Raw genomic sequence first — 14,132 nt, 5'->3', positions numbered from 1 at the left:
TTCAACGGCGGCCCCCCCTTTGACGCGCTGGTGCGGATGGCCGACTGATCTGGTGGCCGGCAGACCGCGCCGCGCTGGGGCGCATGGCAGATGCCTGGCTGGCTCGGCCACGAGCCGCTTGTACATTGCTCTGAGACGGTGAACGTGCGCCGGCAAATGCGTTGTTGCGGGCACTGCCTGCACTGGCGGCCGGTCTGTTCTGCGCCGTCTGGCGCACTTGTGAACGGTCTTGTGAACGCTGATTGACCTGGCCGGCGTCTCTACGGGGCTGTTGATTCTCCCGAGTATTCCTGGCGGTGTTCTGGGCTCTGTCAGACGTTCTTGGTCGGTCTGCGCCGGACTGCGTGCGGTTGCCGGCTATGTTGTCCGACTGGGCTCGGCGGGCTTGATCGCGGGCTTCGCGATTGCTGGTGGCGGGGCGTTCGATACCGTGTCTGTCCATTGAGCTACGGGCTTTTTCACGTGCCTGGGCGCGTTGCGCGTTGTCGCCTCGATAGGCATCACGCTGATTCGCACCGCTCAGTTGGCGGCCGTATTGTTCACGGCTGCGGCTGTCCCGGTAAGGCACCCCATCGCGGTGAACGGCGTTGTGTTGCCACTTGTTATTGGTGATCTGGTTATTGCGATTGATGTTGTTATAGCGGTCGACATCGATGTCGATGTCGTTGTCGTTCCAGTCGCAATCACCCCACAACGAACCGATGATCGCCACACCGGTGCCGAACGCCAGTCCAGCCATCAATGCCGAACCGGGGTAATAGGCCGGTGGTGGCGGGTAGTACACGGGAGGCGACGCTGGATAGGCCCAGGTGCCGTAAGTGGTTGTCGGGTTATACGTGGGCACGTACACGACCTGTGGATCGGCAGGCTGAATGATGATGGTGGACGTGCTGCTGGCCGGGGCCGGGGCTGGGGCAGAGGCGGGTGCGGGCGCAGGCGCTTGAACCGTGACGTTCTGATACTGGTTGCTCTGCAGGTTGCCCGCCGCCTGGGCTTGACGACGCAGGCGTTGCACGCCGTTCATCACATCGTCGGGCTGCGCCAGGAAGGCATCACCCAGGCGTTGTACCCAGACAGGGTCCTGGCCCAGCGTGGCCAGCACCTGCGGAAAGGCGACCAAGGCCTGCACGCTCGGGTCCCAGGTCTGGTTCGCAACTTGTTTGACCGCATCATCGCCCTTGGCATCCGGGTGAGCCTTGGACCAAGTGACGGCCTCGGCGACTTCGCCAGGGTAGGTGGTCGCCATCAGCACCTGCGCCAGCAAGGGATCAGGATAAAGCGCAATAGGCGCCAGCATTTGATCCAGTTGTTCTTGATTGAACACCGCCTCTTTTACGGGCGCGGTGTCGGCAGCGTTTGCCGGGGCCGGTGCGGTTGTCTGCGTCGCTTGCGCCAGGCAAGGACCTGCGCTTAAAAGCAGCAATGCCGACATCGCGTAAAACAATGGAATACGCATTGCTCCCTCCCTGGGGTCGGGCAGGCCTGGAATGAGTGGATCAAGTTCAGCGAGGTCAATACCGACCTGGCAGGCGGCAGACCTCAATTCGTTGGCGCTTTTTAATCGTAGCAGTCAGCCGGAATTTGCCATGCCTTGCGCAACAATATTCTGAGATCTTGCGCGGTGGTGCGCAAAATGGACCCGCCAGAACGGCGGGTCCGAAGGTGCATCAGAGTTTCGGCAACTGACCGATACGGCCCATCATTTCGGTGACGATCTGCAAGTCGAGCAAAAACTGCTCGGTAGTCTTGAATTCGTTATCGTTGTGGCCGGTGTATTTGACGTCTGGCATTGCCAGGCCGAATTGCACACCGTTGGGCAGTTCATGCACCGAGGTGGCGCCAGCGGAGGTACCGAACTTGTGTTCCATGCCAAGGTTTTCACTGGCCACGGCGAGCAGGGCCTTGACCCATTCCCCTTCAGGGTTGCGATACATCGGTTCGGCGATCGAGTAGTCGAAGGCCACAGCGATGTTGCTTTTCTTGCTCCAGGCGTCGAGCTTCCCGGCGATTTCCGATTTAAGCACTTGCGGGGATTTGCCTTTCGGCACGCGCAGGTTGACCGCCAGTTTGAACGCTTTTTCATCCTCACCGACATAGGTCAGGGAAGTGGTCAGCGGCCCCATGAACTCATCGGAAAACCCGACCGCCAATTTGCCACCCAGGTAATCCAGGCCCCAGTTGTCGGCCGCGTAGCGAGCGGCGTCAGTGATGTGGTTGTGCTTGAGCGCAACCTTGCCGTCGAGGCCGTTGATGAAATCGAGCATCCTCGCCACCGGATTGACTCCGGATTCGGGCTCGGAGGAGTGCGCAGACACGCCGGTAACCGTTAGTTTGACGTCCTTGCCAACAACCTTGGCGGCGACCTCGAAGTTGCCACCATTGCGCTGGGCATATTCACTGCCGGCCTTTTGCAGGCTGGTGGCCAGTTCCGCGGGCTGGTCGGTCACCAGCGTGGCGACCGATGTCGATGGAATCTGGTTGGTGGCCAGGCCGCCGGTCATGGCGGTGATTTCGGCACCTTTGCCTTGGCCGGAACGCTTGGCGAAGCTGGCCATGACCGTGCCGTAGCCTTTTTCGGCGATCACTACCGGATAGCCGCCATCCAGCGCCAGGTTGTAGTTGGGCGTCGGGTTGCGTTCGAAATAGTAGGGGATGGCATCGCCCGTGGTTTCTTCGGTGGTGTCGACCAGCAGCTTGAAGTTTCTCGCCAGCGGCAGTTTCTCTTCCTTGATGATCTTCATCGCGTACATCGCCACTACGATGCCGTTCTTGTCATCTTCGGTGCCACGGCCATACATGCGGTCGCCGATCAGCGTGACCTTGAACGGGTCGAGGCGGGTACCATCCTGCAAGACCCAGTTCTCCGGGGTCACCGGCACCACGTCGGCATGGGCATGAATGCCCACGACTTCATCGCCATTGCCTTCCAGGGAGATTTCATAAACGCGGTTGTCGATGTTGCGGAAGTTCAGGTTGAACGCCTGGGCAAGACCTTTGATCTTATCGGCGATCTTGATGAATTCAGGGTTGTCATGTTGTTCCACACCGTCGACGCGTACGGTCGGGATGGCCACCAGTTCCTTCAAGGTTTCGGTCGCCGCGCTGCCGTATTTCACCCGCGCATAAAGGCCAAGCAAACGATGGATTTCGTTCTGTTGCTCAGCCGTCAGTGCCTTGTTGTTCAGGAAGGCGCTGATAGCAGGTCCGAGATTGTCGGCCTTGGCGATATCGCTCTTGGCCAGGCTGCCAAGGAACTGCCGGAAATCCTTGACCGAGGCATCATTGAAAGCCTTGAGAATGATCGCACTCTGTTGCGGTGTGATGTTGGCGTGGGCAGCGGAGGTGAACGTCGACAGGCTGGCGATCATCAGTGTGGTCGCGGCCAGGTGCTTGAGTGAAAAGTCCATTGCTGGGGGCATTCCTTTGCAGGCAGTGTGTGGGAAATATCTGATCGTTTAATCAGAAACGTTCCCAAACTAACACCGCGAGCGTGTGAAACGGGAGCCCCCTAAGTGGGATCTGTCGCACAGAAATGCAAAAGCGGCGCAGAAACGAAACATCCGATTTATCAATGCTTGCATTCCGCCAGCACCACTTGGCAGGTACTTGGCGTACCACCGGATCGTCCCGCATAGCGTGCGCAATTGCTCATCGATTTCTGGCGAGCCATGTTCAGGGTGTCGCCCCAGGCCAGGCCACCCTCGCCGACAGTGGGAAGGGCTTTGGCATAGCAGGCCGAACCGATGGTTGCGGACGAATAGCGAGCCGTGGCGGTTTTGCTCGAACATCCGGCGGTGAGCGCCAGGTTGATGGCGAGCAGGCAAGGCAGCAGCCATGACGAGCAGTGGTGCGTGTGTTTACCCGTCATCGCGCTTCCCCTGTGAAGAGGCTCAGATGTGTATCGTTCAGCTTAGACGGGATCAGGCTTACCGTCCGGCCTCTATTTGATTGTAGAGGCCGGATGCACCAGCAAACGGTCAGTAATCCCAGAACGCCGCTACCCAGCGAAACGCTTTGCCGTCGATGGCTACGCGGCCAACGGAAGGGAACGGCAGGTGCGTGGCGACAAACAGTTCACCGCTCGCCGCCGCTTCCTGCATCAGTCGAACCCGAACGCGAACCGATTCCTCGGGGTCATGTTCAAAGCCGTTGTGCCAGTCGGGGTGCTCGAAGGCCACCGGAAACAGGGCGTCGCCGGCGAAGGTCAAGCGTTCGCCACCGGAGTTCACGTAGACCACGCAGTGCCCCGGGGTGTGGCCACCGGTGACTTTGGCGACGACGCCCGGGGCCACCTCGTATTGGTCTTCGAAAGTTCGCACGTTGCTGCGGTAATCGTTGATGAATTGGTTGGCGGTGGCGCGCAGCACGTCCGGCACCGGCGCCGGCATGTCGGTGTGGGTGAAATCAGGTGTCTCCCAGAAAGCGACTTCAGTCGCCGACACGTGGATGCGCACGTCTGGCCGCAACTTGTTCTTCACGTCGTCGACGAGCAGGCCGCCGATGTGGTCCATGTGCATGTGGGTAATCACCACATCGGTCACGGATCCAAGATCGATGCCGGCGGCCTGCAGGCGCTTGGGAAATTGCCCGGCCCTTGGAAACCCTGGGAACTGCCCGCCGAGGCCTGCGTCGACGAGTATGGTCTGGTCGCCGCTGCGGATCACCAGCACGTTCAGCGCCCAGTCGAACGCGTCCGGCCCGAGGAACATGTCCTTGAACCAGGCGGCGCGGGCGGCGGGGTCGGCATTGGTAGACATCGTCGAGGTCGGCAGTGGCAGGACACCATCGCTGATCACCAGCACGTCAATCTCGCCGACCCGCACGGCATAGCGCGAAGGAACCAGTTCGGTGTCAAGCAAGCCTGGCTGCTGCTGACCATTGCCTGTCTGATGTGCGCCAGCCTTTTGGGATGGGTAATCCAGATGCGTTGTCATGCTCATTCTCCGATTGCCTGGGTCAAAAAAAATCGTTGGCCAATGCCGATTGTTCGCTGCGAAAGCGACGGATCGCCTGGAGAAAGAGTGTGCATATCGACGCACCGCGCTCGATACCATACGCAGGTATAGAACCGTAGGGCTTTAGCGTGATCGTTCCCAACCAAAGGTCGAAGTGCTGCGCGCCGGACAGCACGGTTGGCAGATTAATGGACGATCAGCTCGGTGTTAATTCGATGGTTGGCCGTTGGCTGGGGAAACCGGCAGGGAGAACGAGAAGGTCGCGCCCAGGTTGGGCTGACTGTCTGCCCGGATGCATCCACCGTGCAACTCGATGATAGAGCGGCAGATTGACAGGCCGATCCCCATGCCATTTTCCTTGGTGGTGAAAAACGCATCGAACAGCAGCGCGAGATGATGTTGATCAATTCCCGGGCCGTTATCCTGCACCTCCACCACTGCATGACTCTCTTGCCGATAAGTTCGCACGTGCAGCTCTCGGGGTGAACTCTTGTGGCCGTTCATGGCCTGCAGACTGTTCATGATCAGGTTGATCACTACCTGCTGTAGCTGGATTCGATCGCCCGACACCCAAAGCGACGGGGATGCAAACGAGCAAGCCACTCGCACCTTATGGCTCTGGATTTCCCGGTCAAGCAGGGCCAGCGAATCGGTTACTACCGATTGCAGATCGAGTTCTTCGTAGAGCGAATCGCTTTTGCGAGTCAGATCACGAATACGCTTGATGACCTCGGCTGCTCGACGCGCATTACTGGCCGCCCTGGCGATGGCGGCGCCGGCTTCCTTGAGATCGGGACTCGGGCGGTCGAGCCAGCGCTGGGCCGCTTCGGCACTGGAAGCTATCGCGGCCAGGGGCTGATTCACTTCGTGGGCAATCGACGCTGACAGCTCGCCCATCGTGGTGATTCGGCATATATGGGCGAGTTCGATTTGCGCGCGATGCAGCCGCGCTTCGACATCATGGGTATGGGCCAGCAAACTGAATTGCTCCTGAAGTTCATCGCGGGTGCGACGATTTTTCAATGCCAGCCAGGTGGCAATACCAATGGCCGTCAGACTGACAACGCAACGGGCCAGCGCGGCACTGAACGGATGATCGAGGTGAGAAAAAAAGAACGCGGCAGCCGTCAGCAGCGCACAGATCAGTGCAACCCGACGCAGCCCGCGGATCGAGCATGTGCCCATGGCCATCATGATGACCAGGACATAAAGCACTGCCACTGCGATATCCAGTTCCGTGAGGGTATCGACGATGAATATCGCGAAGGTAGTTGCCCAAAGCGCCAGGCACTTTGCCCTGACGCGCGGGGAGCCGGACATGACGTTCAGCATGATCCGGCTCTTGCGATGCTGCCGCAGCCCAAGGGCATCAAGCCTTGATGAACGCCAGAAGGTCGGCGTTGATCACGTCGCCATGGGTCGTGCACATGCCATGGGGCAGGCCGGGGTAGGTTTTCAGCGTGCCGTGGCGCAGCAGTTTGATCGACAGGTGCGCCGAGTCGGCTATCGGTACGATCTGGTCGTCTTCACCGTGCAACACCAGGGTCGGCACCTCGATGTTTTTCAGGTCGTCGGTGAAGTCGGTTTCCGAAAAGGCCTTGATGCAATCGTACTGCGCCTTGACCCCGCCATTCATACCCTGGCGCCACCAGTTGTCGACGATCGCTTCGGACAGTTTTGCGCCGGGGCGATTGAACCCATAGAACGGCCCACTCGGAAACTCGCGATAAAATTGCGTGCGATTTTCCGCCACGGCTTTGCGCAAGCCATCGAAGACGTCCATTGGAATGCCGCCCGGATTTTTCGCAGTGCGCAGCATGATCGGTGGTACCGCGCCGATCAATACCGCTTTGGCCACGCGACCACGGCCATGGCGCGCCACGTAACGGGCCACTTCACCGCCTCCGGTGGAGTGACCGATGTGCACGGCATTCCTGATGTTCAGGTGCGCCATCAGTTCAGCGACGTCGGCGGCGTAGGTGTCCATTTCGTTGCCGACAGCGGTCTGAGAGGACCGACCGTGACCACGGCGATCGTGGGCGATGACACGGAAGCCCTTGCTGAGGAAAAACAGCATTTGCGCATCCCAGTCGTCGCTGGACAGTGGCCAGCCGTGGTGGAACACGATCGGTTGGCCGCTGCCCCAGTCCTTGTAGAAAATCTGCGTACCGTCCTTGACGGTGAGCATCCCCGAGCCACTGGCATGACCGTCGCTTTTGCCCGGCGCAGCGGCGGTTGCCGATCCCTGTGTCTGCTGCGCTGCCAGCGCAGGCAGGGTCACCGCCAGGGCCGCAGCCATGGCGCCGGTGGTGATCAAGCCACGACGTGTGGTTCCGTTTGTCTCGTCAGTCATCGTCATTACTCATGTAGGTTCTGGAGGAGGGGGCACCTGCAAGGCCCGAGTACGTTTCCACGGCTGTGGAAAATTTATCGGCCAAGCAGGGCACTGACCACCAGACATGGGTGTTTGAAACTAACGCTTTGGTATGAAAAGCGGCCGGGCGAGGGCGTGCTGCAAGTGATTCAGACTGGCAGCTCGATGACCAACGCCTGATCAAATTCCGGGTTCTCATTGACCCCTTCTTTCGCATAGCCCCGGGCATTGCACACAACGCGGGTATCGCCCACCCGATAATCAAAGCTGCCATGGGTATGTCCATGCAGCCAAAGGGCCGGTTGCCACGCCTTGATCCGCTGCTCAAGGTCGGAGACAAAACTCGAATTGATCGGCGACTCGGCAAACATCGGGCTGATGCTTGCCCGAGTCGGGGCGAAGTGAGAAATCACCACCGTGGGCGTGGTGCTGTCGCGGGTGAAACAGTCATCCAACCAGGCAACGGTCTGCAGAAAAATCAACTGCGACACCGCCGGGCTGAACAGGTCTGCGAAATCGGGCGAGATTCTGATGCGGCTGAAGTCCCGCACCAACGCTGTCGCCAGATCAATGCCATGCGCCCGTTCTTGCGCGTCATCGTAAAGCCGATAGTCGGACCACAACGTACATCCCAGGAATCGCACACCTTGGTGGATGTATTCCGAGCGCTCCAGCACGTGGATCTGTGTGCCTTGCGTCAACGTGCGCAACTGTTCATGGGTCGAGATCAGGTCACTGCCGTAAAACTCGTGATTGCCGGCCACGTACACAATCGGAACAGGACATGCCCTGGCCCACTCTATGGCAGCAGCGGGCCGCGAGATGTCCCCGGCGAGCACGACGACATCGGCCTGCACGTCGGGAAACGGTATCGCGTTGACGGACAGGTGGATGTCGGACAGCAAGGCGATGCGCATGGGTCAGCTCCTGTATTTGCAATAGAACCTAGCGCACGAGATCGAAGCCGATCAAGCCGTTTATCCACGCACCGCCCGGGAACGCCAGACCATCATTTTCTCGACCTGCATTTCTTTCATGGTGTGAGGAATACCGCCCACGCCATGGCCGGACAGGCGCGCGCCGGCGAACGGCATCCAGTCGACGCGGAACAGGGTGTTTTCGTTGACCATCACCGCCGTGGCGTCGAGGTCCTGATAGCACTGCATGGCGGTGTCCAGATCGCGGGTGAATACCGCCGCCTGGAAGGCATAGGGCAGGGCGTTGGCCAGCTGGATCGCATCGGCCAGGTCGTCGTAGGCGTACACCGCCACCACCGGGCCGAAGACTTCTTTCTGCATCACGTTCGAATTGATGGACGGATTGAGCAAGACAGTGGGCGCGTAGCAGTTGTTGCCGAGTGCGCGGCCACCTGAGATCAAACGGGCGCCACCGGCAACGGCGTCGTTCACCCATTGGCTGACACGGTTCACTTCACGCTCGGCGATCAGCGGGCCGACATCGGTGGTGATATCGGTCGGATCTCCCACGACCATCGCGTCGCCCGATTGGCCCAGTCGCACGGCAACCTGTTCGGCGATGCTGCGATGGCAGAAAATCCGCTGCACGCTCACGCAAGCCTGTCCCGCGTGCCAGAAGCCGCCACGGGCAATGCGCGGCAGGGCATCGTCGAGGTCGGCATCCGCCGCGAGAATCACTGGCGCCACGCCGCCGTGCTCCAGCGCGCAGCGGGTTCCCGGAGCGAGGGTCGAACGCAACATCCAGCCCACCGCCGCCGAGCCGATGAAGCTGAAGAAACCCACCCGTGGGTCAGCCACCAGTTTGCCGGTGATCGCGTTGTCAGTCGGCAGCACCATCTGCGCCCAACCTTCGGGGAGGCCGGCTTCGGTCAGGATATCGAGCAATGTCCGGCAGCTCAGCGGCGTGTTGGCCGCGGGCTTGACGACCACGGGCGCACTGACGGCAATGGCCGGGACCACTTGATGCACGATCAGGTTGAACGGATGGTTGAATGCCGAGACGGCCGCAACCACGCCGATCGGTTCGTACTGGGTGAAGGCCACCCGGTTGGCCGAGGTGGCGTTCAGCCCCATCGGGATCACATGGCCGCCTTCGGTGCGCAGCACCTCGATGCAATTGAGGATGCCGTCGATGCCGCGCTCGACTTCGGTGATCGAATCCTTCAGCGGCTTGCCGCCTTCGCTGGCCGCCTGGGTGGCAATCGCCACCTTGCGCGCACCGATCAATTGGGCGGCACGTTGCAGGATTTCAATCCGCCGAGGCTTGGACAACCACTGGCTGCGGTCGCGGAAAATGCCATGGGCAACACTCAGTGCCCGCTCGACATCGGCCTCGGTGGAGACCACCACGTGACCGACGATAGCGCCATCGAAAGGGGCGTGCACTGCCAGGGATTGTTCAGACATGGGAGCTACCTCGAGTCAAACGAAAAAGGGGCGATTCAGGCTGCTGTGCCTTTCAAACCTGGCGCCAAGGTAAACGTTGGTGGTTGTTTGAAAAAATGAATAATTGAGAAGCTTATGTTCAGTTTATGAGAACACCCAGGGAGCGCATTGTCGGATCTGTCGCCTTCTTGTTTCACCCCAGATATCGGCCAGGAACCACGTATCGCCTCGTCGCAAGGCTGTTCGCGCCACTTGATACGCCAGTAACTGGCTGTTTTAAATCAAATAAATGTTAAGAAGGGCTTCCCAGACGTAACGAAAGTTGTTAAATTTCGCGCACTTTCGCAGGGGCTCTCCCAGGGCTTGCAAGCTGCGAAGTCAAAAACGAGTGCCAGGCACTCGCAGCAACAGCTACAGGGGCGTCGCCAAGCGGTAAGGCAGCAGGTTTTGATCCTGCCATGCGTTGGTTCGAATCCAGCCGCCCCTGCCATTTTTCCACATCCAGCTTCAATCACTCGGCCAATGAGGTGCGAGTCCTGGATGATTGTCTCTGCAACATATTCATCTCTGTAGTGTCTCCTCAAAGTAGGGCGTTGGCCTGGATTCAGCGGCTTGCAAGGCTTTATTTCACAGGAGGCACGGCATGCAGCGTTTCACTGGTGGTTGCCTTTGCGGCAACGTAAGGATTGTGGCGTCGGGGCTGCCGTACCGGGTGGGTATTTGTCATTGCCTTGACTGCCGCAAGCACAGCGGCGCGTTGTTTCAGGCGTCGGCGATTTTTCCTGCGGATGCGGTGAGTATCGAGGGGGAAACCCGCGACTACGCCGGACGGCATTTCTGCCCGCGCTGTGGTTCGTCCGTTTTCGGTCGCAGCGGCGATGAAGTCGAGGTGAGCCTGGGGGCATTCGATGCTCCGAACCAACTGAAGCCCACCTACGAACTCTGGACCATTCGTCGCGAGTCCTGGCTGCCTGCGTTTGCCCTTGCGCGGCAGTACGAGCGAGATCGAGAGAATCCTGGCCGTGAAGAGCCGTGAAACCGCGCAGAAGCCACGGCCTCTGCGCGTTTCGGATTGCCGTCAGAGGTGATCTGCGTCAATCACAGCCTTGGCGAACGCTTTTGGATCTTCCTGCGGCAGGTTGTGGCCGATACCGCCGTTGATCAGGCGGAATTCGTATTTGCCGGTAAAGCGTTTGGCGTAGTCCTCTGGATTTGGGTGCGGTGCGCCGTTGGCGTCGCCCTCGAGCGTGATGGTCGGTACGCTGATGGAAGGCGCCGTGGCGAGTTTCTGCTCCAACGCTTCGTATCGGCTTTCACCTTGCACCAGACCCAGGCGCCAGCGGTAGTTGAACACGGTGATATCGACATGGTCCGGGTTTTCCAGCGCTTTGGCGCTGCGATCGAAGGTGGCGTCGTCGAACGCCCATTTCGGCGAAGCCAACTGCCAGATCAACTTGGCGAAGTCATGGGTGTTTTTCTCGTAACCCGCGCGGCCACGGTCGGTGGCGAAATAAAACTGATACCACCATTGCAGCTCGGCCTTGGGCGGCAAGGGGTTCTTGCCGGCCGCCTGGTTACCGATCAGATAGCCGCTGACCGAAACCAGTGCCTTGACCCGTTCCGGCCACAGCGCCGAGACGATGTCAGCCGAGCGTGCACCCCAATCGTAGCCACCGAGCACCGCTTGCTTGATGTTCAGCGCATCCATGAAGTCGATGACATCACTGGCGAGGGCAGCGGGCTGGCCGTTGCGTAGCGTTTTATCCGACAGGAAATGCGTATCGCCGTAACCCCGCGCATACGGCATCAGCACCCGATAACCCTTGGCTGCGAGCAGCGGAGCGACGTCGTCATAGCTGTGAATGTCGTACGGCCAGCCGTGCAGAAGAATCACCACCGGGCCATCGGCCGGACCCGTTTCGGCATACGCCACGCTCAGCAAGCCGGCGTTGACATGCTTGAGCGGGCCGAAGGGAGAAGGTGCCGAATAGCGGGTGCCGGCACTGGCTGCAGCGGGTTGTCCGCTGGTGGTTGTTTGCCCGTAGGCCACACCGAAAGCGCCAAGCAAGGTGAATGCGAGGATCGACGAACCCACCAGTCGACGGCGGATTTTGCCATGGGTGTTGTTCTGCAGTGCCATCTTCATCGTGATGTCTCCGTTGCAAGCCATTGGCCAAGGGTTCTGGCTGAGCCCCTTCAAACCTTGCTTGCATTTGAATGCGCTGACGTATCTGGCCTGTGTCGAATCGCTGATCAGGTGAAAGCCTGTGTATCGTGACGGGATTCAGATACACAGTGATACAGAGCGACTGCTTCGATGCGCCATGCAACAGATCTTTGAGGATAGGTCGCTTTGAACCGCCAACACGTCGTCAATGACTTCCTTGTGATTCAAACGTAATCTCGCCAGTTCGCTGATCAAAACAACACGAAAAAATCAGGAGTCATTGATGCATCCAATCCGTCTCGGTCTGGTGGGCTACGGCAAGATTGCTCAGGATCAACACGTTCCAGCCATCACCGCCAACCCCGCGTTCCAGTTGGTGTCTGTCGCCACGCAAGGCCAACCCTGCGCTGGAGTAGAGAATTTTCGGTCGCTGGGCGAACTGCTGGAAAACGGCCCGCACGTCGATGCGATTGCGTTCTGTACTCCACCGCAAGGGCGATTCGCCCTGGTTCAACAAGCGCTGGCCGCGGGTAAACACGTGCTGGTGGAAAAGCCGCCGTGCGCCACGTTGGGTGAAGCAATGGCGTTGGTTGGCCAGGTCGCCGAGCAAGGCGTCAGCGGTTTGTTCGCCTGGCATTCCCGCTACGCGCCCGGCATTGAAGCCGCCCGTGACTGGCTGGCCACACGCACCCTGCAAAGCGTGCAGATCGACTGGAAGGAAGACGTGCGCAAGTGGCACCCCGGCCAAGCGTGGATCTGGCAACCCGGCGGTCTGGGCGTCTTTGATCCGGGCATCAACGCCTTGTCGATTGTCACCCATCTGCTGGCGCTGCCGCTGTTTGTCGAGTCCGCCGAGCTGCGCGTCCCCGACAACTGCCAGTCACCGATTGCCGCTTCGATCAAGATGTCCGATGCACGTCACCTCGACGTCCGCGCGGAATTCGATTTCGATCACGGTCATGATGAGCTCTGGAGCATCGAGATCCGCTGCGCCGAAGGCGTCCTGCGACTGGATAACGGTGGCGCGCTGTTGAGCATCGACGGCGTGCCCCGAGCGGTATCGGAGGAGGGCGAGTACGCGGCGGTGTATCGACACTTCCAACAGTTGATAGGCGACAAAGGCAGTGATCTGGACCTCCAGCCATTGCGACTGGTGGCCGACAGCTTTTTTGTCGGCAGCCGGACCCTGGTCGAGCCATTCTACGATTAACGACCGTTTGGGCGAGGGCACACGCACGTGAGCCTGCAAATGGCTCACTGGGTTTCCCTGCCGTCCGGTACGTTTGTTAAAGTGACGCTCAGTTGCCCAAGAATCGCCGAGTAAAAAACATGAATCGTCAAAAGAAACTACAGCAGTTGTTCAAGGAAAAGGCGAAAAAGGCCAGTGCCAAATTGGCACCGAAAAAGCCTAAGTACATCAGTAAGGCCGACCGGTTGAAATTGGCGGCCGAGTCCAGCCAGGACTCATCGGTGTCTGCTGAGAGCTGAGTAACGACGTATTGGAAACCGGCCGGTTGCGGCCTGAAGCATCGCTGGAAGTGAAAAGGGCTGCTTTTGAACGAACAGACATTGTCCACGCGCCTGGAGCGCGTGGCAGCGCAGGTGCCGGTAGGTGCGCGACTGGCCGATATCGGCTCGGATCACGGTTACCTGCCGGTCGCGCTGCTGCGTCGTGGCGTCATCGCGATGGCGGTGGCCGGCGAAGTGGCCTTGACGCCGTTCCGTGCGGCTGAACGCACCGTACGTGAGAATGGTCAGGATCTGCAGATCACTGTGCGTCTGGCCGATGGCCTGTCGGCAATCGAGCCGGAAGACGGGATTACGGCGGTGAGCATTTGCGGCATGGGCGGCGAGACGATCCGCGACATCCTCGACGCCGGCAGGGCACGCCTGAGCGGTCAGGAACGGCTGATCCTGCAACCCAACGGTGGCGAGCAGCCGTTGCGTCAATGGCTGATGGACAATGGCTATTGCATCCTCAGTGAAGAGGTGTTGCGAGAAAACCGCTTCTATTACGAAATCATCGTCGCCGAACGTGCCGAGCGGGTGCTGTATACCCCCGAGGAGCTGTACTTCGGTCCGTTGCAAATGCAGCAGCGCAGCCCGGCGTTTCTTGGCAAGTGGCAACGAATGCTGCGGCAGAAGCACAAGACACTTGGCAGCTTCGCCAGCGCGCGACAAACCGTACCCGAGGAGAAGGTCGAGGACGTCGCCCGACAGGCCCGGTGGATTGCCGAATTATTGGCTTAGAACTAACGAAGCCGCACATCTGC

General features: G+C 59.7%; 13 protein-coding genes and 1 tRNA gene. 5 read left to right on the top strand and 9 right to left on the bottom strand.

Annotation, left to right across the window (positions count from 1 at the left end; translation table 11 throughout):
- Position 1: 1 nt before the first annotated feature.
- From ASD60_RS25250 to ASD60_RS25215, 8 genes are all read right to left on the bottom strand, one after another.
- Positions 2 to 1,456, bottom strand: coding sequence for a DUF3300 domain-containing protein (locus ASD60_RS25250; RefSeq protein WP_056856596.1), 1,455 nt, complete (start codon positions 1,454 to 1,456; stop codon positions 2 to 4).
- Positions 1,457 to 1,667: 211 nt separating this feature from the next.
- On the bottom strand, positions 1,668 to 3,407 hold the full coding sequence (locus ASD60_RS25245; protein ID WP_056856595.1) for a dipeptidase: 1,740 nt from the start codon (positions 3,405 to 3,407) through the stop codon (positions 1,668 to 1,670).
- A 161-nt stretch (positions 3,408 to 3,568) separates the two neighbouring features.
- Complete coding sequence (locus ASD60_RS25240; RefSeq protein WP_056856594.1) at positions 3,569 to 3,868, bottom strand: hypothetical protein; 300 nt, start codon at positions 3,866 to 3,868, stop codon at positions 3,569 to 3,571.
- Positions 3,869 to 3,977: 109 nt separating this feature from the next.
- Entirely contained in the window at positions 3,978 to 4,934 is a 957-nt protein-coding gene (locus ASD60_RS25235; protein ID WP_056856902.1) for an MBL fold metallo-hydrolase, read from the bottom strand.
- Positions 4,935 to 5,162: 228 nt separating this feature from the next.
- Positions 5,163 to 6,287: a sensor histidine kinase gene (locus ASD60_RS25230; protein WP_056856593.1), complete on the bottom strand. Its 1,125-nt coding sequence runs from the start codon at positions 6,285 to 6,287 to the stop codon at positions 5,163 to 5,165.
- Positions 6,288 to 6,324: 37 nt separating this feature from the next.
- Positions 6,325 to 7,143, bottom strand: coding sequence for an alpha/beta fold hydrolase (locus ASD60_RS25225; RefSeq protein WP_201783984.1), 819 nt, complete (start codon positions 7,141 to 7,143; stop codon positions 6,325 to 6,327).
- A gap of 335 nt (positions 7,144 to 7,478) precedes the next feature.
- The gene (locus ASD60_RS25220) at positions 7,479 to 8,246 is read right to left on the bottom strand and encodes a metallophosphoesterase (RefSeq protein WP_056856591.1); all 768 of its coding nucleotides are present in this window, start codon (positions 8,244 to 8,246) and stop codon (positions 7,479 to 7,481) included.
- A gap of 60 nt (positions 8,247 to 8,306) precedes the next feature.
- The gene (locus ASD60_RS25215) at positions 8,307 to 9,713 is read right to left on the bottom strand and encodes an aldehyde dehydrogenase family protein (protein ID WP_056856590.1); all 1,407 of its coding nucleotides are present in this window, start codon (positions 9,711 to 9,713) and stop codon (positions 8,307 to 8,309) included.
- A 394-nt stretch (positions 9,714 to 10,107) separates the two neighbouring features.
- On the opposite strand from ASD60_RS25215, the gene ASD60_RS25210 reads away from it, so the two are divergent.
- Positions 10,108 to 10,182, top strand: a tRNA-Gln gene (locus ASD60_RS25210).
- A 153-nt stretch (positions 10,183 to 10,335) separates the two neighbouring features.
- Positions 10,336 to 10,728 (top strand): GFA family protein, encoded by a 393-nt coding sequence (locus ASD60_RS25205; protein WP_056856589.1) that lies wholly within the window; start codon positions 10,336 to 10,338, stop codon positions 10,726 to 10,728.
- Between the two features lie 42 nt (positions 10,729 to 10,770).
- Here ASD60_RS25205 and ASD60_RS25200 read toward each other — a convergent pair whose 3' ends face one another.
- Complete coding sequence (locus ASD60_RS25200; RefSeq protein ID WP_056856588.1) at positions 10,771 to 11,838, bottom strand: alpha/beta fold hydrolase; 1,068 nt, start codon at positions 11,836 to 11,838, stop codon at positions 10,771 to 10,773.
- A 304-nt stretch (positions 11,839 to 12,142) separates the two neighbouring features.
- Here ASD60_RS25200 and ASD60_RS25195 point away from each other — a divergent pair, with 304 nt between their 5' ends.
- The 3 genes from ASD60_RS25195 to ASD60_RS25190 all read left to right on the top strand — a co-directional run bounded on the left by ASD60_RS25195 (position 12,143) and on the right by ASD60_RS25190 (position 14,109).
- A complete protein-coding gene (locus tag ASD60_RS25195) occupies positions 12,143 to 13,069 on the top strand; it encodes a Gfo/Idh/MocA family protein (protein WP_056856587.1) in 927 nt (308 codons plus the stop codon).
- Between the two features lie 119 nt (positions 13,070 to 13,188).
- Positions 13,189 to 13,347 (top strand): DUF2986 domain-containing protein, encoded by a 159-nt coding sequence (locus tag ASD60_RS28595; protein WP_082557668.1) that lies wholly within the window; start codon positions 13,189 to 13,191, stop codon positions 13,345 to 13,347.
- Between the two features lie 66 nt (positions 13,348 to 13,413).
- Positions 13,414 to 14,109, top strand: coding sequence for a tRNA (adenine(22)-N(1))-methyltransferase (locus ASD60_RS25190; protein WP_056856586.1), 696 nt, complete (start codon positions 13,414 to 13,416; stop codon positions 14,107 to 14,109).
- Positions 14,110 to 14,132 lie beyond the last annotated feature (23 nt).

It is taken from the genome of Pseudomonas sp. Root562, from assembly GCF_001427125.1.
Classification (GTDB): Bacteria; Pseudomonadota; Gammaproteobacteria; order Pseudomonadales; family Pseudomonadaceae; genus Aquipseudomonas.
Note: the sequence above shows the minus strand (reverse complement) of the source record. Positions and strands in the feature narration are given on the sequence as shown.